Below are 16,192 nucleotides of genomic sequence, written 5' to 3'. Positions count from 1 at the left end.
ACGTGTCGAGTCGAGTGTTCGTCAGGCGGCCTTCGTTCGTCAACCTTCCAGAACAGCACGTGCGCGCGGTCGGCGGTGCATCTGCAGGGACGCGGTGCGCGCACCAGGCAGCATGACTCGGGGAGACTCCGAAGTCTCGCAGGGCACCTCGGGGCGGCGTTGGGGCTCGGTCGTCGGGCACGAGTCGGCCAGTTTCAGTCGCTCAGACGAGATTTACGAACGTCGGCTTCCTGTCCAGCATGAGACGCAGGCGCCACCGGGCAGCGTGTCGAATGGGATCGTTTCAACAAGCATTTCAAGTAGCACTTTTTCCTTCAATGAGTGACACGCTTGAATTTGTATATGGGGTCGATTCCAAGGTCCGCCTGCGGCTTGCGATAGTGTCCCAGCCAGCCTGAATTGACCTGTCCGGCCGGCCGGCCGCCCGGCCGTCCCTGACGGCGATCTAGGCAGCTGGCCTGTTGTCTAGTGGTATACCTCTAATTCGAGGCGGACTGGGAAGAGCTGCCGCATGTATCCGGAAGTATAAATTCCGGCGACTGCGGATATGTTCCGAGAGTGATTCGCGGTGCACCTATGGAAAAATTCACAGGAAAGTCGATGGTCTCGAATTCATAGTTGACATCGTCTTTAAACGGACCTTCGCGCCAAGGCTTCAAGTCACCAATATAAATGGGGGCGTGCATGACACCCCTCTTTCTGTTGACTATGTCGAAATTTAATGTGGCGGAAAATTTCGTTTTGTCTATTTCCAGGAGATTGGGAATTTTTTCATCGTTCGTGTCGAACGGAACGCGATATCGAACCATGGCGGTTTCGTTCGGCTTAAGTAATATCGGTTTGATGCAGCGCCCTTGCTCGAATGTCATTGGGGCCGAATCACCATGAACGGCAACTCCTATTGAGGACGTGACACCATTGATTACTTCCGAATAATCTCCTGTGTTGTCGTAAACCACGCCGATGTTGACGTATTTTCCGTCAGGTTCATACGATGTAATCCGGATTGACAGTTCGTCCGACTTCGTCTTGAATCCATCGTAAAGCGACTTAAATCCAAGCGGAACGGAAATCATCAGGCTCACGAATGCTGCGATCGACGTCAGTCTGCCGACAAGATTCGATTTCGACTCGGTCGATTTACCCTGCTGGGTCCGAATCGTCGTTAGCCGGGATTTGAAAACTCTTGGTTTCGGTAAATTTTCTTTTCGGGGGTTTTTCTTCCACATGGACGATTTCCACTAATTTTGATTGATCTTCGCGTACGGCATGGTCGCCATAGAGAGAAATATCGGCATGAATTGGAAAATGTTTAGGAAATACAAAAAGGAAAACATTCCGAATGCCTGAGCCACCTTGCCAGTGTACGAGGCCACAGGGACTGGATAGAATGCCTTTAAATTTCGGCAGTCGAACACCTTGTAAATATTTTCGGGGTGATCTGTGCGGGAAGGTCAGGCAAAGGTACTGACCGAAATCGGAGTTCCGTCGCGTCGTCAACGCTGTGAAGAAAGAAGTCCACGCGCAGCGAAACATCGCTCTCCTGTACTGCTCATTCGGTCTCGGGCTGCGCGCGAAAGAGATGGCGTCGCATCGGATACGTCATGTGCTAAATGTCGATGGCGAACTGTTGGACGAAATCAACCTTGATGGTTCGATGACGAAGGGCAGCAAGCAACGCCACGCCTACCTGTCCAACGAATTGAACCGTTGACGGCGAGCGGAGCCCGAATCGCACCTTGGTCGTAAACACCGAGCGGCTACAAGCGGCCCAGGAGCCGCCATTCGCCGTCGCCGCTACACGTCATTCGAGCGGCGGCTCCGCTCAAGCAGCGGACTTTCGCGAGCCGAGAGTGTTAGGCGTGTGATCGACCAGACTCGCCATTCAAGCCCATAACATGGCCGGTCTACGGTTCGCTATCGTGCCCCAACGTTTCCTGGAGAAAGGCGATAAAACTCGCCAGCTTCGGTGGCATGTGCGCATCGGGCAGGTGCACCACATGGATGGGCCAGGTCTGCGCCGGCCAGTCGGGGAAAAGACGAACGAGCCGGCCCGCGTCTAGATCTTCCTGCAGCATTACCTGAGGTTGAAAAATCACCCCCAGTCCCGCGAGCGCGGCTTCGCGAAGCGCTAGGCCGCCATTGACGTCGAGACGCCCACGCACCGCGATGCGCTCCACGCCATTGCCATCGGGACGTAGGAAACGCCATTCACGTTCGGGTCCAGTCGCGACCATGAAAGCGAGGCAGTTGTGCTGCACCAGATCGGCTGGCACCAGCGGCTGCCCATGGCGCGCCAGATAGGCCGGTGATGCGCAGGCGATACGCGGCGAATGGGTCAACGGCCGCGCAATCAAGCCCGAGTCCGGCAGTACACCGGCGCGGATGGCGGCGTCGAAACCTTCTTCCGCCAGATCGACGAAGCGATCGCTTAGGGACAGCTCGACCTGAACCTCAGGATAGCGGTCGAGGTACGTGGCAAGCGCCGGTACGAGCACACGCGTGCCATAGATAGCAGGGCAACTCACCCGCAACCGGCCACGCGGGCTGCTCTGCATTTCTCGCGCATCAAGCTCGGCGAAATCCACCATCGCCAGAATTTCGAGGCATCGCGCGTGATAGCGCATGCCGAGTTCGGTCAGGCTTTGACGTCGCGTGGTGCGATTCAGCAGCCGGCCTTCGAGGCGTCGCTCCAACTCGCGAATATGGTTGCCGACCATCGTGGGCGTCATACCGCTGCCTTCGGCCGCGGCGGTAAAGCTGCCGCGTTCTACCACGCGTACAAATATTGCCATGCTGCTGAATCGATCCATTCCAAAGTTCTATTAATGAGTGTTCGAAAAGATTCCGAGTTTATCAAGTCAAGCTAATGAATAATACTAGGGTCATGGCTTCAACTACAAACCACAGCGAGGACTCAACCATGACTATTGCAAGCATGAAGCTTCGGCATCAACAGGTCGTCCTGCTGGGCGGCACCTCAGGAATCGGCCTTGCCACGGCTGAAGCCGCGCTGGCAGCCGGCGCCTCGGTGAGCGTTGTTTCATCGCGCAGTGAGCGAGTGGCCAAAGCCGTCGCGAGACTCGGCGACCGGGTCAAGGGATACACGGTCGATCTGAATAACGAGTCCGCCGTGCGCGCGCTTTTCGGGCAAATCGGCGCTTTCGACCATCTGATCTACAGCGCGGGGGATTCGTTGCGAAGCGGGGCGCTCGCCGACATGGACCTCGCTACGGTGCGTCAGATTTTCGAACTGCGAGTCTTCGGCGCCATTGCCGCCGTCAAACATGCGGCGCCGTATCTCCGTCCCGGCGGCTCCGTGGTGTTGACCAGCGGTATTGCGAGCTTGCGGCCACAAAAGGGGTGGGCGGCGCTGGCCAGCGTCTGCAGCGCGAATGAAGGTCTCACACGGGCACTCGCGGTGGAGTTGGCGCCCATTCGCGTCAACCTCGTGAGTCCCGGTTTGGTGCGCACGCCGTTGTGGGATGACTTGCCCGAACTCGAGCGCGAAGCGCTCTACGCCGCGAGCGGCGCGGCCCTGCCAGTCGGTCGTGTCGGCGAGGCGGGGGACCTCGCGCAAACGTACGTCTATCTGATGACCAATCGCTATGCTACGGGACAGACCATAATTGTGGACGGCGGTGGCGTGCTGGTCTGATTACTAGCGCGCTTGAAGAAAACGATGACCGCTACACCCTGAAAGCTGCCGATGACGTCACGCTTCGTCGACCGTCGGCAATGGGTCGACTGCGGAAGCTCAGCACCACGGGAGGACCGCGGGTCACCGACCGACGACGAACTTCCGGGTTCGGCCAGAAGCGGACCTTCGTCTGCTACGTCGCTCGGACACTCAGACTGCTGATCCATACTAGCAAGTGGTCGATCGACCAGCAAAATGAGACCGTTACCGATGGTCAATTTAAATCAAATTTCCAGTTGAGGAATCTGCACAACCCCTCGACGTCGGGAAACAAAGTTCGTCGGCTGATGCCATAACGATCGAGTGAGCGTAAGATATCTGCCCGGTTTTGAGCAGGGATTCGAATTTCCGTCAGTTCGCCTCTCGTTTTCGGATTGACGTCTAGAGGAACAAATGCGCCAGGGCCCGGCGCATACCTGTGAAGGGTGAACCATCCATGCTGCGCCAGAATCCGCGGGTTGTTTAAACGAGGTTGAAACGCCCGCGTGACCGGCACCGAGAAAGGATCTTTGACTTCATATAGGCCTGTCTTCTGGAGTTTGTCAGCGGCTAAGGCGTAGACGTAGGTATCGCCATCCCTCAGATCCGCACAAGCAAACCAGAGGGCCGCTAACGGGTTACTGGTCCAGTCCAGTAGTCTTGTCCTCAGACCAGAATGTTGAGCGACGACTAGCAGGTCAAGCTGCGTCGGTTGATTCAAGTCTGGAAAAGAGGCTCCCATCAGCTTGAGTTGAGCGAGCGCCTCTTTCTCCTGGGCCGTCGTATCAGTCCGGGGGTTGATTCGGGCGATCCCGGGTAAAAGTCCGCCTTCGATTGCTTGGCCCCGGAATAGCACGAGAGTAGCGACAAGATCGAATACTTCGGTTTCGTTTACGAACGCAGAAAAGCTCTCCAAAACGACTTTGCGCACGATGGCTCCCTTGTGATCGAGGAAAGGTAACGCCCGGCTGATAGGTCAACTATCGCTCAGGCACATCGGATTGACTCTCTGACGTTTCTCGGCATTTTTACATCTGTATGTTCGACTCGCTTGTCGATCAGCCTGGAGGACATTTGCTGCCGCAGTCCCGACAACTAATAGGATGCACGGCGCAGAGAGAGACTATTTAGTTCGGCGCTGAGGGTCAAATAACCTGTTTGAGCTGCGTTCGCCGGCGAGATCACGATCTCCACTGGATTCCACGTGCCAGGAAGAAGCTGATTCACGATGTCCGCGTCCTTCGTTTGAATGGAATTGTTCCATTTAGAAGCATCAAAATCGCTTGCGCCCCATCGAGGCTTCTCAGCCCATTGGATCTTCAGCTTTGCTCCGTTATAGGTCGCCATGTTTGGATTGCCAATCATTAGTCGAAGTTTGTACCCATCGCCATGGGGCGTGAGATTATCAATTGAAACGAGCAGTTCGCCGAGGTTTGTTTTTACTATGCCGTATTGCTTCGACGCTGGATCGAGCACCGTCGAAGTCTCCTCTTCGGTTGCACGATAGAACTCAAGCACACCTACGCGTTTGGATAGATCGCTTCGGTTTGCTGTGTAGCTTGCAGCTTGTTTGTCAGATCACTGACCTGCTTCTTCAAGGCTTCAATCTCAATCCCTGCTTTGTCATTCGAGGGACTCTGTGTGCACCCGAAGGCCAACGCGGCGATAATTCCGATCCCCAAAAGCTTAAAATTTGCTTTCATCTCATTCCCCTGCCCGTGTCGTTAGGTGCAGACGGCGCTATATTGTTGCCAAGGAGAAGATACCAAATACGACCCGCATCGAATTGCATCACCGAAGCCGAAATGCCCTTGTGACAGTCGTTTGGTTGCCAAGTGAACTTGTGCCGCGAAAGCGTCGACAATGGGCGATTATTGCTCGTCACGTGGGGCGTGAAGAGGTGGACGTCCCGAAAGAGCTCGGAAGCCGCCGCTCGTTTCTTGCGAGTTCCAACGTCCGCCGAGGGTCGCGTTCTGCCGATCGCTGATGGTCGAGCCGCCGGCGCGCGTAACGGCGGCTCGCTGAAATGTCAGCCCCCGGCTCTGGTGGGCAACGAAGTGCTGGTGATGGACTGCCATTCGCATGGCAGGCATCCGGCGTACTTTTCGTCGACCGACAACGACGATGACCGGCATGACGCGAAGATGGCACTCGTCATCGGCAACCGTCACCGTGCAACCCCGGGCATCGCCGTGCGCCTATGCGCAAAGGGGGCCCTCGAGGAAACGGAGCGCGCGCCGGCGTCGTGGTATGGCGCGTCGATCGGCGGCTCGTTGAACTCAACACCATTCATTTGACGCTTTCGCCTTCGAGACTCAAGTTTTTCCTGAAAATCGTCGTCAATCCGGTTACGGGACAAAGAGAGAGGAACGAATGAGCACATCAATCAGCTCGGCAGGTCCGAACGCGGCGACCTTGACCCAGCTCACGCTCGGTTCTCCCGCGTTGATGCAGTCTGTGCCAGGTACGGAAACCTCGCCGGCGCAAGCCACGGTGAGCGTCGTTGACCCGTCTGCTACAGCGGCTCGCGTCGCAAAGTATCTCGATGCCCTAGATGCACCGTTGAAGATGGGGAACGACGCGCGAAACGTCGCTAACGCCTTAACTTCCACGATGCAGTCAGTGGTGTCGGAGCGGCCGGACCTCGCCGATGCACATTTTGATTTCCATTCAAGTAACGGTTCAGTTCAGATTACATCGCAAGACATGAGCGCGAGCGACATATCGTGGCTTCAGGGCAAGCTGAACGGCAATACTTCACTGGTCGCCTCTGTAAAGGCCTTTCACGATGACGCTGTTAGCGGCTATGCGGAGTGGGCGGAAGCGGATGGAACCCCTCTCACCCAATCGCAGTCTGACGCGGTTAGTAAGAAGGCGGATGGACTTGGGGGTTTCATGTCGCTTTTCCAGTCGCTCGGACAGGATGCGCAGAAATATCAGATGCAGGACGGCAATTACGAGTTGGCGGACGGGAGCACGATGAATCTCGGCCAGGACCCGACCAGCGCAGCGGGTTTTCTGCTGTTCTCGAAAAGTGCGCAGGCGGCTGAAAACGGTACATCAAGCTTCGTTTCGACATCCGGCAAGACGCTTTATGGCGGCCGGATGGATATCTTCCAGAATACTTCCGTGATCCCTGGCTTCTTTCCGGACTCGGGAACCACGTCATTGGGATTTTCGCAGACGGCGTGAGCATAGTGGCCCGCCCGAGCGGGCCACCTTCCATCAGTAGCGGCCGAGATGCGTTTCTGAGCAAACGTGTGTGAAGTACGAGTACGACGAGTTGGAATCTAGAGCACCATTGTCGAGATAGGCCACCACGAATGAATTAGGGTTGTAGGTGATCTGCCAATGGTCGGCCGGTACAGCGGTGGTTGCAAAAGTGCCTGTGAAGGTTCCTTGTCCTTGGCAGACACCTACATTCACGGGGATAACAAGACTGCCAGCCGCGTTCGTGTATCCCGATGTAGCGGTCAGGAGCGTCAGTGCGCCGGTCGTGCTTCGGTCACGCGCCTGAACCGTTATATGTACGCTGTATCAGATGAATAGAGGCTTGATCTCTGCGCTGAGTGATTCGGGGTGCTCTCAAGATTCGGACTTTTTCGCGCGCGAGCGCCGACGCTGTCAGATTGGCGGCCTGGGCGGCCGGGAAGCAGCGACAGCCAATAACGAAACCAACTGTAGTCTGACGTGCTTCGAGAGCGGGCCTGACGTCCAGTTGAAGTACGCTTCAAGCCGCCAATCACTGGCTATCAAGGGCGCAATTCGGCCACGAAGGGACACTCGACGTCGGCACATAGATCGTTCAATTGATGCTCGAGGTAGGTCGAGCCGAATCGGATGTCTCAAGCTCCGTTAGCTTAAACTGTCGAGTCCGCGCCTCCCATGCGCGACTGGGGCGATGCTGTGCCGGCAACTGAAGTGGTGAAACTATACGGAGCCGCATGGAGTGTGTATGTGCGGATCGTCCGGCTTGCGCTGGAAGAGAAGCAGATTAACTACGACTTAGTCGAGGTAGATGTATTCGCGGCGACCGGCGTTCCACAGGAGCATTTGAAACGTCACCCGTTCGGCCGCATTCCGACCCTTGAGCATGGCGATTTCCATCTTTATGAGACAGGCGCGATTGTTCGCTACATCGACGAGGCTTTTCCCGGATGCAAACTTCAGCCGACAGATCCGAAAGCTCGCGCCAAGGTAAACCAGATTGTTGGGATACTGGACGCCTATGCATATCGCACGCTCGTTTGGGACATATACGTCGAGCGCGTGGCGTCAACTCGCGAAGGCCGGTTCGCAAATGAGCAGGTGATCGCCGCGGCGCTGCCGCGTGCCGGTGTATGTTTATCTGAGCTGGCCCGCCTGTCCGACGACCGGGGGTTCTTGGTCGGCAACAGCGTGACACTTGCTGATCTGTACGCTGCGCCGATCTTCGCATGCTTCATGCAGGCGCCTGAGGCCGGTCCACTAATGGACGGTTGCGAAAAATTGATCTACTGGTGGCAACGCTTCACGACCCGCGACAGCATGTTCCGGACACAGCCGTGATTGACCGCGTGCGGCACGCAACGGCCAAGTTCAGCCACTCGATCTAAGAGGCCAAAGTGTTGAAAATTTGACGATAGGCGTCAAGGACGCTTCGCCGTCAACAGCTTGATACCAAGAGAGAAAAAGATCAGTCCTGTGCTGCGTTTCGCTACCCCTAGCCATCGGCTGCTGCTTCCAAGTCCGTTGTGAATTCCACGAATGCTCACCGAGTAGATCGTGTGAACAAGCGCCACGATTGCCGCTACGGTCAAATACATGACGATGAACTGCTCGGGCACCGGACGGTCATGCGTGATGAACTGTGGCAAGAAGGCTGAAAGGAAAATAAGTGTCTTGGGGTTGCTGCCCGAAACCAGAATCGCTTCCCGAAAAATCTTTCCTTTGTTTAATACGTGCGCAAACTGCGCGTTGACAGAACGTGTCACCTCAGGCGCGGGACTTCTCAACTGCTTCAGGCCGAGGTACATGAGATAGACCGCACCGATCACTTTCATGCCGACGAACAGCGGCGGCATCGCAGCCAGCACTGCGCCCACGCCTAGGGCAACAAGGACGACCACCACCAACTGAGCCAACAGGTTCCCGGCAATTGTGGGAGCGGTGCCCCGGCCTCCGTACCTGACCGTGTTACGGATAACAAGTAGCACATTGGGACCTGGTGAAATCGTAGTGACCAGATATGCCGTTGCAAAAAGAAACCAGGTATGAAAGGACATTCTTTATTCACTGAATTTTTAGAAGATTCGCGCGGCAACCTGATTTTGCCATATTGTCTGGCTAAACGAATTTAAAGTCTCCAGCCAGTCGAATGCAGAGGCAGCGGATCGAACGACCGCTTTGGGAAACGGCGACGGGCTAGAGTGGGTTGAGTACCGGCGGTCGTAGTCTTAATAGATCCGATTGTGCATGCTGATTGCATTAGACAGAGGTCGGGCGACTTCCGGCCACTCGAACGCAGGCTCTAGGTCGTCAACAATAGCTATGCTCTGGGTACGTTGACATATGCGTGCCAGTTGGGCCAATCGCCCACTCTGGAAACGACGGTGGAATACGCATCGCCGTCCGTGCTCGTTGCAATCAAGCGCCAACACGTGCGCCGTCTGCGAAGACCTGCTTCCATGTCAGCACGCGAACCGATCGGCGCAAACCGGTGGGCCAGAACGGATCGTCCCGCACCAACCGGTCGACTGCGTCTGGCGCATCAGCCTCTACCAGCCAGAGCCCGCCAGCGGCCAAACCTTCCTGGTTGCGAAGGGGCCCGGCAGACCTGATCATTGACACATGTCTCGTCAGAAATTCCAGATGCGCTGGCATGTACCGGCTGCGCACATCGTCTGCGCAGTCGTCGTTGTCTTCAAATAAAACGGCGAACAGCATTGTGATATCTCCGGTAACAGTAGAAGTGCTCAGGCTAATACGGCATCATTGCCGCTTCAACGTAGAAAACCGCCGATCAAGACTGCAAAAATGCCTGCCCTCGACTGGAACGATCTTCAGTACGTTCTGGCGGTCGCCCGCGACGGTGCCTACGCCGCAGCCGGGCGACGCCTGAACGCCGATGCGACGACGGTCGCGCGGCGGTTGCGTGCCATCGAGTCGGCTCTGAACGCGAAACTCTTTGAGCGCGCGACGGACGGTCAGATGCGCCCGACTGAAGCCGGTGAAGTGGTGATCGAACGCGCGGGAATAGTCGAGGCACAGCTTGGAGGCCTGGGCGAGATCGTCGAGCGCGTGAATGCCGCCGTGAGTGGCTGCGTACGAGTGACCGCCGTGCCGGTGCTTGTCAATCGCGTATTTGTTCCCGCCTTGCCTACGTTGCTCGCCCAATTCCCCGACTTGCGAATCGAGCTGATCGCGGATGCGCACGACGTGAATCTCAGCCGACGCGATGCTGACATCGCCGTGCGTCTCGCGAGGCCCGGCACCGCCGTTGGCAATCGCGTATTCGCCCGTCGGATCGGCACGCTTCGTTATGCCGTGTATGCGTCCGTCTCTCGCCGGCAAGAAGCGCTGCAACTCCCTTGGGTGACGTACGAAGAAGCGATGTCCACGCTGCCTCAAGCGCAGTGGATCGACGAAACAGCTCCATGCTGTGGCGGTTTCGCCGCGGTTGCAGTCAACGATGCGGAGTCGGTCCTCCAATGTGTGCAATCCGGACTCGGGAAATCACTATTGCCCGTTGTGGTTGCCGATCGCACGGCTGGAATCGTTCGCGTTGACTCAGGCGGCCGAGTACTTCCCGAGCGGGAAATCTGGACGTTGACCCACCCGGATGTGCGGCACCTCGCGCGCGTGTCGGCGGTACTGGCCTGGATCGAAGCGACGCTAGACTGCGGCAAATAGCATCCGGGCGGATCGACACGCGTCCGCTACGGGTCCGATCGCGGGCGGTGGCATGAGGCTCTGATCGGCCAAGAGGCGACGCTCACTTGGGCGTTTGACCAGACGTTTGTACGGCGGCTTCACCTCCGCCATCGTTCATTCGCGACTTGCGGGTAGCGACCTGCCGTTCGACTCATAGGCGCTTCCCAGGCGGAAAGCCATGGGCCTTCGATCGCCATGCCGCGAACACGCCAATCACTAGTAGCGACGCGACCACCCACGGAAAAGAAGCGACACCTGCAGTCTCGAGTAGTACCCCGCCGACGATTCCACTGCCAGCAAACGAAAGATTGAATACCGTCACCAATGCGGACTGCGCGACGTCAGCGCCTTCGCCGGCTGCATCCGCCAAAGCGGTCTGAAGAAGTGTCGGCGCTCCACCGAAACTGAAGCCCCAGATCACAACGCCAACGCAGATGACCGTGGGTGACGTGGCACCCAACCCGAATATCAGCGAAACGAAGGCGAACGCTCCGAGCCCAGCCAGTACCAACAGACGAAGCCACCCGTCAACGAGAGAACCAATAAGCCAAATGCCGAGCATGGAAGAGATACCAAAGATCAGCAGCACAGAATCCACATCGCTCGCGAGTCCGACCGATGCCAGGTAAGGCGCGATGTACGTATAAAGAATGTAGTGTGGAAGAATCCAGGCCATCACCACAAACAGCACGGGTCGCACACCCTGCATCATGAGGACTCGCCACATCGGCAAACGGTGGTTCGTCATCTCGCCGGGATAATCGGGGACCTTCCAGCACACCAAGGCCATCAACGCTAGTGACATCCCGGACATAATGCCAAAGATGTTGCGCCAGCCGACCATACTGCCGAGCCAGACGCTTAACGGTACTCCGACCGACAACGCCAAAGGGATGCCGATCATCGCCACTGAAAGCGCGCGTCCCTGCATCGAAGCGGGAACCATACGCCGCGCGTATGACGCCAAAAGGCACCATGTCAGTCCGGTGGCGAGTCCCACAGCAAAGCGCGTAGCCAGCGTCAGCACGTAATTCGTCGACACCGCGGTGATCGCATTGCAAACCAAAAACGCGGCCAACGTCAGTAACAAGACATGCCGCCGTTGCCACTTACGGACAACTGCGGTCAGCGGAATAGCTGCAATACCTGACCCAAGCGCGCAGAAGGTCACAAGTTGCCCCGCCCAGGCTTCGCTGATGTGAAACCCTTGTGCAATCTCTGGAAGCAAGCCGGCCGGTACCGTTTCGTTCGCTGTGGCGATGAAGCTGGCCATTGCCAGCGCAAACAACGCTCCCACGGGGAGACGATTTGCCGTCGCCGCGCATCCGAGACCAACGCTCGCTTCCCCGCAATTTTCATCCATCTTGTTCTCCATTTCACCGTCTATCCCCGTTGGGGGCTTGCAGAGTGGCAGTCTGCCTGGTAAACATAGATTTGATAATTGGCTATACATTTGAATACTTTTCAAATCCGGATGAAGAATGGCAACTGATCGGCTGGGCGACATGCGTTTGTTCGTGGAGGCGGCGGCACTGGGCAACTTGTCCGCTGCCGGTCGTAAGCTGGGATTCTCACCGGCAGCAGCGAGCGCGCGGCTCACCAAACTGGAAGCTGCACTCTCGACAAGGCTTTTCGACCGCAATACGAGGCAACTGCGACTGACCGAAGAGGGCCGGCTGTACCTCCACCACTGCCGTATCGCATTGAGGGCCATCGAGGATGCCGAGGCCGCACTAAACGCGGGCCAGGAGGCAGCGCGTGGCAAGGTTCGGATTTCGGCATCGGCCGATTTCGGCCGTAATCTACTGACTCACTGGCTGGAGGCCTTCGTCCGCACGCAACCCGAGTTGAAAATCGCCCTTAACCTGACCGACTCCCTCTCCGACTTGCTACAAGACGACGTGGATCTTGCAATCCGATTTGGATGGCCAAACAACCCTTCACTGATCGCACGGCAACTTGCACCGAACTGGCGAGTGCTATGTGCGTCTCCTGAATATCTGGCCAACCACGGCACGCCGCGAGTCCCAGCTGACCTGGTTGCGCATCAGTTTGTCGTTCTGGTTACGGCCGCAGGCCCGTTGAACGATTTCCACTTCGTGTCCCAAGGCAAGCGCTGGAATCACACCGTAGCAATGGAAAACGCATGGGAAACAAATGATGGCGCCTTGGCCCGCGCGTGGACACTTTCCGGATTTGGTATAGCCCGCAAGACGATCTGGGACGCCGCAGCGGACATTCGTGCCGGCAAACTTCAGGTCGTGTTGCCGGAATGGGTCGAAAGTGAGCCCGGCATTTATGCCGTGTTGAACCGAAATCGGTATATGACTCCACGCGTGAGGGTGCTACTGGACTTCCTGGTCGACCGCTTCCAGCGTGCGATATCCGAGGGCATCCTGGCAGGGATACCCTCGCCATCCGTGTCGGAAAACCTAGACTAACTTGCGATAGCCACTCACCGTCAAAGTGCGCCAGCGGTGAGATTCTTGATTAGGCTTCGCTACTAGGTGTGGCTTGTGTAATGCGGTGAACAGACATTCGAGGCGCCTCTAAGTGAGAGTCTCACAAGGTCGGAATACGCACTGCCGACTGGCCGCTTCGGAGCAGCTGAATTCCAATGGCCGCTTTCCGGCGATGAAATTTGAAGCGCGGAGGGACGCAGAGCGACCCTTCTCGGCCGCTCGGGCTGTCGCCGACCGAATGGCGGTTCGCAGAGTATATCGGCCTTCCAATTGATCGGTGTCAGGCGGATCGTTGGCCGATTGTGCTTCGCCAACGAACGTTCGCGATTCCCGGCCATGCGTACGGGTAGCAAGACGGCTTTCGGTCGTACGCGCTGCGTGAATCGGTGCATGTCATCCGCCGGGAAGAACGACCACGGCAGGGCGAAACTCGCGAAAAATCTGTCTGCCGCGTCTCGCGACGCGGCAGACGCTCATGCAAGCGTCGGTGCGGTGGCTAAGGTTCAGTGCCCGGTGACTTGCCAGGTCAGAACGGGGTGCGTCGCTCCGGGCGGCATCGTCCATGCGCCGTTCGGCCCGAAATCCCAGCCAACAAAACTGGCCGGGTCGCTCATTTGGGCCGTAGTGAGCCCGTTCGACGTTGGCAGGTTGCCGCCGCTCGACGACTGTCCGGTTGTCTGTACGTTCCAGTAAACGTCGCTCCCAATGATGCCACCGCAACCGGGTGCGCAGATGCCGCCGGTCGCGGTCGAACTGCCGGTCGTGCCCGAACTCACGGGACCCGCAACGAAAGACTGAGTGATCGTTCCTTGTATGATCGTTCCTACGTGTCCCACGTACATTACACTTTCGTTGCTCAACACGAGTCCTCCCGCGGAGACGTAGGAACGTTCAGATCCGGTGACTGATCCGGTCGTGTATGACTCAGTGATCGTGCCCCCGTTAGTGATGGCCAGCCCGGCGGCACCAGCCCCCTGTAGGGTTGCGCTGCTGCCCGAGCGGGCGATCAGCCCGTCGTTCTCAGCGACAAGTCCGGCGATGTCGGTGTATGAATTGCTGACCTGTGTGCCAAAGGCCCCGGAGGTAAAGACGTTGGCGATCGTTCCGTAGTTATAAAAGGCCAGTATCCCGGCGCCGAGGGGTAAGGTTACAGGGGGAGCCGTGGGGCTGACGTTCGAGATGACGTTCACATCGCGCACGACACCGGTTGCGCCAATATCTTGAAAGATCGCGAGACGGCTCGGCACGACGTTGGAAATCGTATGCCACATACCGTCGAACTGGCCGGTGAACAAAATCGGAACCTCAGGGGGAGGAACACCGAGTGTTACGAACGCGAAATTGGTTCCATCGATGTCCTTGCCGAGTGCGTAGTTGCCGGCCATGTTGTTCGCGACATTCTGCAGGTCTGTCACCGAATTGACGAGTTGATAACCAGTTATCTGTGTCACGAGCCCGCTGTAAAGCGGTGCGCTCCATACCGAATTGGCGACAAGCGTGCCGGGGCTGTAACTACCGTTCATATCGTAGAGCGCGCTGACGATGCCCGTACTCTTCGACCAGTCGATCGTGCCGTTGTTGATGACGCTGCCACCGTTGTCAATTCCCGACGCGTCGGCGCGCAACGTCAGGTTGCCCGCACCGGAGTTCGCGACGGTCGTACCCGTCGCTACCGAGACATCGTGGTACGCGGCAAGCGTGAGCGAAGCCGGACCGGACCAGCGCAGGCTCGACGCGACGCCGAGGTCGCCCGTTGCACCGTTCGCGCCCGTCGTGGTCACGTCGACCGAAGTGCCCGCGTTCAGACTGCGCTGCAACGCATGCGCGGCGGCGTCATCGATCGTGAAAGCGGGCGTCGAGAGATTCCATTGGCCTGCATCGACCACCGCGTGCTGGCCGAACGTCAGTTGTGCCGCTTGTGTATCGACCGTTCCGCCGCTGCCGTCCGCGTTGCTTGCGGCGATCTTGCCGAGCTGCTCGACGCGGCCGCTGTCGGCGACCAGCCATACATGGCCGTCGCGGCTTGCCGTGCCCGTCGCGCGGATGCGCGTGCCGCCGCCTGCGAGCGCATACACGTTGCCATCGGCGGCCTGCAGGCTGACCTGCGCGGCGTTGATGGGCCCCCTGTTGACCACGGTGCCCTCACTGCCCGTCTGCACGAACACCTGCCTGCTGCTGGCCGAGTCCTGCAGCAACACGGTCTCGCCGACAGCCAGTTCCGCCGTACCGTTGGGCGCGGTGATAGTGCCCGCGTTGATGGCGGCACGCCGGGCGATCAGGAACACATCCCCGCCGCTCGAACTGACCTTGCCCAGGTTGATTACGCTTGCAGCGGAGTCGCCCGAGAATGTAAGCGCGCTGCTTCCGGTCATGAATGCACAGTTGCAGACATCGAGCGTCGACGCGACGAAGCGGCCGCCCGTGCTGATCACGCCCGATGGGCCCACAACGATGCCTTGCGGATTGATCACATAGAGGCTTCCCGTTGCACTGAGCCTGCCGAGAATGGCCGACGGCGAGCCTCCCGCTACCCGGTTCAGCGTCGCGCCCGAGCCGTTATCGAACATCACGCTGTTGTGCCTGCCGATCGAAAAACTGTTCCAGTCGATCACGCCGCGCGTCGAACCGGGTTGCGTGATGACGAGACCGTTCCCGTTGCTGGCTATCGTGCCCGTGCCCGCCACATAAGTGCCGCCTCGTGGAAGTGTGCCCGCCGCGAGCGCCGCCTGGGTAAAGGACAGTCCGGTGAGCGCGCCGCCGATGACGAGCCACCGGCGTCCGTGTGACTGGCCATGGTGCGGTGCGCGTAGCGCGGGCCGAGGTAGTTTTAGATTTGACATACAACCCCCTTTCCGCGTGGGGCGCGGAATGGCTGACGACGACGCGCGAGCCGTCCTGGAACGCGTTAGTCCCAGCGTCTGAAGAATAGCCGCTGGAGTCGCGAATGCATGCCGATACCTCTGCTTTTTGCGCCTGCTTGACTCGCCGTTTGTGGCCGCTTCTCGTGTGGGATCTTTTGACGCGCTTGCGAAATCGGCTCGAAACTGCTCGACGGCGAATCAAATGCGCCCCGTTACCGCGCCTGATGCCGAAAGAACGGGGACACTAGGCAGTGACGTTGGGCCGACGTGTTCGAATT

The 16,192-nt window shown here is 58.1% G+C and carries 16 protein-coding genes; 7 read left to right on the top strand and 9 right to left on the bottom strand.

The annotated features are described in order from the left end of the window. Positions 1 to 479 precede the first annotated feature (479 nt). The gene (locus tag BJG93_RS30670) at positions 480 to 1,229 is read right to left on the bottom strand and encodes a hypothetical protein (protein WP_027194233.1); all 750 of its coding nucleotides are present in this window, start codon (positions 1,227 to 1,229) and stop codon (positions 480 to 482) included. A 275-nt stretch (positions 1,230 to 1,504) separates the two neighbouring features. On the opposite strand from BJG93_RS30670, the gene BJG93_RS30665 reads away from it, so the two are divergent. Next, the gene (locus tag BJG93_RS30665) at positions 1,505 to 1,714 is read left to right on the top strand and encodes a hypothetical protein (protein WP_027194232.1); all 210 of its coding nucleotides are present in this window, start codon (positions 1,505 to 1,507) and stop codon (positions 1,712 to 1,714) included. A 193-nt stretch (positions 1,715 to 1,907) separates the two neighbouring features. Here the strand turns inward: BJG93_RS30665 and BJG93_RS30660 are convergent, their stop codons facing one another. After that, complete coding sequence (locus tag BJG93_RS30660; protein WP_027194231.1) at positions 1,908 to 2,813, bottom strand: LysR family transcriptional regulator; 906 nt, start codon at positions 2,811 to 2,813, stop codon at positions 1,908 to 1,910. 125 nt (positions 2,814 to 2,938) lie between these two features. Between BJG93_RS30660 and BJG93_RS30655 the strand changes: the two genes are divergently transcribed. Continuing rightward, positions 2,939 to 3,658, top strand: coding sequence for an SDR family oxidoreductase (locus BJG93_RS30655; protein ID WP_027194230.1), 720 nt, complete (start codon positions 2,939 to 2,941; stop codon positions 3,656 to 3,658). 256 nt (positions 3,659 to 3,914) lie between these two features. Here the strand turns inward: BJG93_RS30655 and BJG93_RS30650 are convergent, their stop codons facing one another. From BJG93_RS30650 to BJG93_RS30640, 3 genes are all read right to left on the bottom strand, one after another. Further along, the gene (locus BJG93_RS30650; protein ID WP_231337666.1) at positions 3,915 to 4,610 is read right to left on the bottom strand and encodes an FRG domain-containing protein; all 696 of its coding nucleotides are present in this window, start codon (positions 4,608 to 4,610) and stop codon (positions 3,915 to 3,917) included. A gap of 164 nt (positions 4,611 to 4,774) precedes the next feature. Next, entirely contained in the window at positions 4,775 to 5,197 is a 423-nt protein-coding gene (locus tag BJG93_RS30645; RefSeq protein ID WP_034477380.1) for a DUF3251 domain-containing protein, read from the bottom strand. Positions 5,198 to 5,199: 2 nt separating this feature from the next. Then, on the bottom strand, positions 5,200 to 5,382 hold the full coding sequence (locus BJG93_RS30640; protein WP_027194228.1) for a hypothetical protein: 183 nt from the start codon (positions 5,380 to 5,382) through the stop codon (positions 5,200 to 5,202). 237 nt (positions 5,383 to 5,619) lie between these two features. Between BJG93_RS30640 and BJG93_RS30635 the strand changes: the two genes are divergently transcribed. From BJG93_RS30635 to BJG93_RS30625, 3 genes are all read left to right on the top strand, one after another. Then, positions 5,620 to 5,976: a Mov34/MPN/PAD-1 family protein gene (locus BJG93_RS30635; RefSeq protein WP_407675356.1), complete on the top strand. Its 357-nt coding sequence runs from the start codon at positions 5,620 to 5,622 to the stop codon at positions 5,974 to 5,976. 76 nt (positions 5,977 to 6,052) lie between these two features. Then, entirely contained in the window at positions 6,053 to 6,871 is an 819-nt protein-coding gene (locus tag BJG93_RS30630) for a hypothetical protein (RefSeq protein ID WP_027194226.1), read from the top strand. Between the two features lie 693 nt (positions 6,872 to 7,564). Next, positions 7,565 to 8,227: a glutathione S-transferase family protein gene (locus BJG93_RS30625; protein WP_051374179.1), complete on the top strand. Its 663-nt coding sequence runs from the start codon at positions 7,565 to 7,567 to the stop codon at positions 8,225 to 8,227. Between the two features lie 80 nt (positions 8,228 to 8,307). Here the strand turns inward: BJG93_RS30625 and BJG93_RS30620 are convergent, their stop codons facing one another. Next, on the bottom strand, positions 8,308 to 8,943 hold the full coding sequence (locus tag BJG93_RS30620) for a LysE family translocator (protein ID WP_027194224.1): 636 nt from the start codon (positions 8,941 to 8,943) through the stop codon (positions 8,308 to 8,310). A gap of 361 nt (positions 8,944 to 9,304) precedes the next feature. Beyond that, positions 9,305 to 9,604, bottom strand: coding sequence for a YciI family protein (locus BJG93_RS30615; RefSeq protein ID WP_027194223.1), 300 nt, complete (start codon positions 9,602 to 9,604; stop codon positions 9,305 to 9,307). Between the two features lie 90 nt (positions 9,605 to 9,694). Here BJG93_RS30615 and BJG93_RS30610 point away from each other — a divergent pair, with 90 nt between their 5' ends. Continuing rightward, positions 9,695 to 10,570, top strand: coding sequence for a LysR family transcriptional regulator (locus tag BJG93_RS30610; RefSeq protein WP_051374178.1), 876 nt, complete (start codon positions 9,695 to 9,697; stop codon positions 10,568 to 10,570). A gap of 172 nt (positions 10,571 to 10,742) precedes the next feature. Here BJG93_RS30610 and BJG93_RS30605 read toward each other — a convergent pair whose 3' ends face one another. Then, positions 10,743 to 11,954: an MFS transporter gene (locus tag BJG93_RS30605; protein WP_027194221.1), complete on the bottom strand. Its 1,212-nt coding sequence runs from the start codon at positions 11,952 to 11,954 to the stop codon at positions 10,743 to 10,745. Between the two features lie 118 nt (positions 11,955 to 12,072). Here BJG93_RS30605 and BJG93_RS30600 point away from each other — a divergent pair, with 118 nt between their 5' ends. Beyond that, positions 12,073 to 13,032 (top strand): LysR family transcriptional regulator, encoded by a 960-nt coding sequence (locus BJG93_RS30600; RefSeq protein WP_027194220.1) that lies wholly within the window; start codon positions 12,073 to 12,075, stop codon positions 13,030 to 13,032. 524 nt (positions 13,033 to 13,556) lie between these two features. Here BJG93_RS30600 and BJG93_RS30595 read toward each other — a convergent pair. Next, positions 13,557 to 15,893, bottom strand: coding sequence for a two-partner secretion domain-containing protein (locus tag BJG93_RS30595; RefSeq protein ID WP_027194219.1), 2,337 nt, complete (start codon positions 15,891 to 15,893; stop codon positions 13,557 to 13,559). Between the last annotated feature and the right edge of the window lie 299 nt (positions 15,894 to 16,192).

Origin of the sequence: Paraburkholderia sprentiae WSM5005, from assembly GCF_001865575.2 — a bacterium.
Classification (GTDB): domain Bacteria; phylum Pseudomonadota; class Gammaproteobacteria; order Burkholderiales; family Burkholderiaceae; genus Paraburkholderia; species Paraburkholderia sprentiae.
The sequence above is the reverse complement of the archived record's forward strand: the minus strand, read 5'-3'. Positions and strand labels throughout refer to the sequence as shown.

Bases quoted from the DNA above. Each gene is read 5' to 3' on its own strand.
- BJG93_RS30670 (WP_027194233.1), bottom strand. From the start codon at position 1,229: ATGTGGAAGAAAAACCCCCGAAAAGAAAATTTACCGAAACCAAGAGTT.
- BJG93_RS30660 (WP_027194231.1), bottom strand. From the start codon at position 2,813: ATGGATCGATTCAGCAGCATGGCAATATTTGTACGCGTGGTAGAACGC.
- BJG93_RS30655 (WP_027194230.1), top strand. From the start codon at position 2,939: ATGAAGCTTCGGCATCAACAGGTCGTCCTGCTGGGCGGCACCTCAGGA.
- BJG93_RS30640 (WP_027194228.1), bottom strand. From the start codon at position 5,382: ATGAAAGCAAATTTTAAGCTTTTGGGGATCGGAATTATCGCCGCGTTG.
- BJG93_RS30630 (WP_027194226.1), top strand. From the start codon at position 6,053: ATGAGCACATCAATCAGCTCGGCAGGTCCGAACGCGGCGACCTTGACC.
- BJG93_RS30625 (WP_051374179.1), top strand. From the start codon at position 7,565: ATGCGCGACTGGGGCGATGCTGTGCCGGCAACTGAAGTGGTGAAACTA.
- BJG93_RS30620 (WP_027194224.1), bottom strand. From the start codon at position 8,943: ATGTCCTTTCATACCTGGTTTCTTTTTGCAACGGCATATCTGGTCACT.
- BJG93_RS30615 (WP_027194223.1), bottom strand. From the start codon at position 9,604: ATGCTGTTCGCCGTTTTATTTGAAGACAACGACGACTGCGCAGACGAT.
- BJG93_RS30610 (WP_051374178.1), top strand. From the start codon at position 9,695: ATGCCTGCCCTCGACTGGAACGATCTTCAGTACGTTCTGGCGGTCGCC.
- BJG93_RS30605 (WP_027194221.1), bottom strand. From the start codon at position 11,954: ATGGATGAAAATTGCGGGGAAGCGAGCGTTGGTCTCGGATGCGCGGCG.
- BJG93_RS30600 (WP_027194220.1), top strand. From the start codon at position 12,073: ATGGCAACTGATCGGCTGGGCGACATGCGTTTGTTCGTGGAGGCGGCG.
- BJG93_RS30595 (WP_027194219.1), bottom strand. From the start codon at position 15,893: ATGTCAAATCTAAAACTACCTCGGCCCGCGCTACGCGCACCGCACCAT.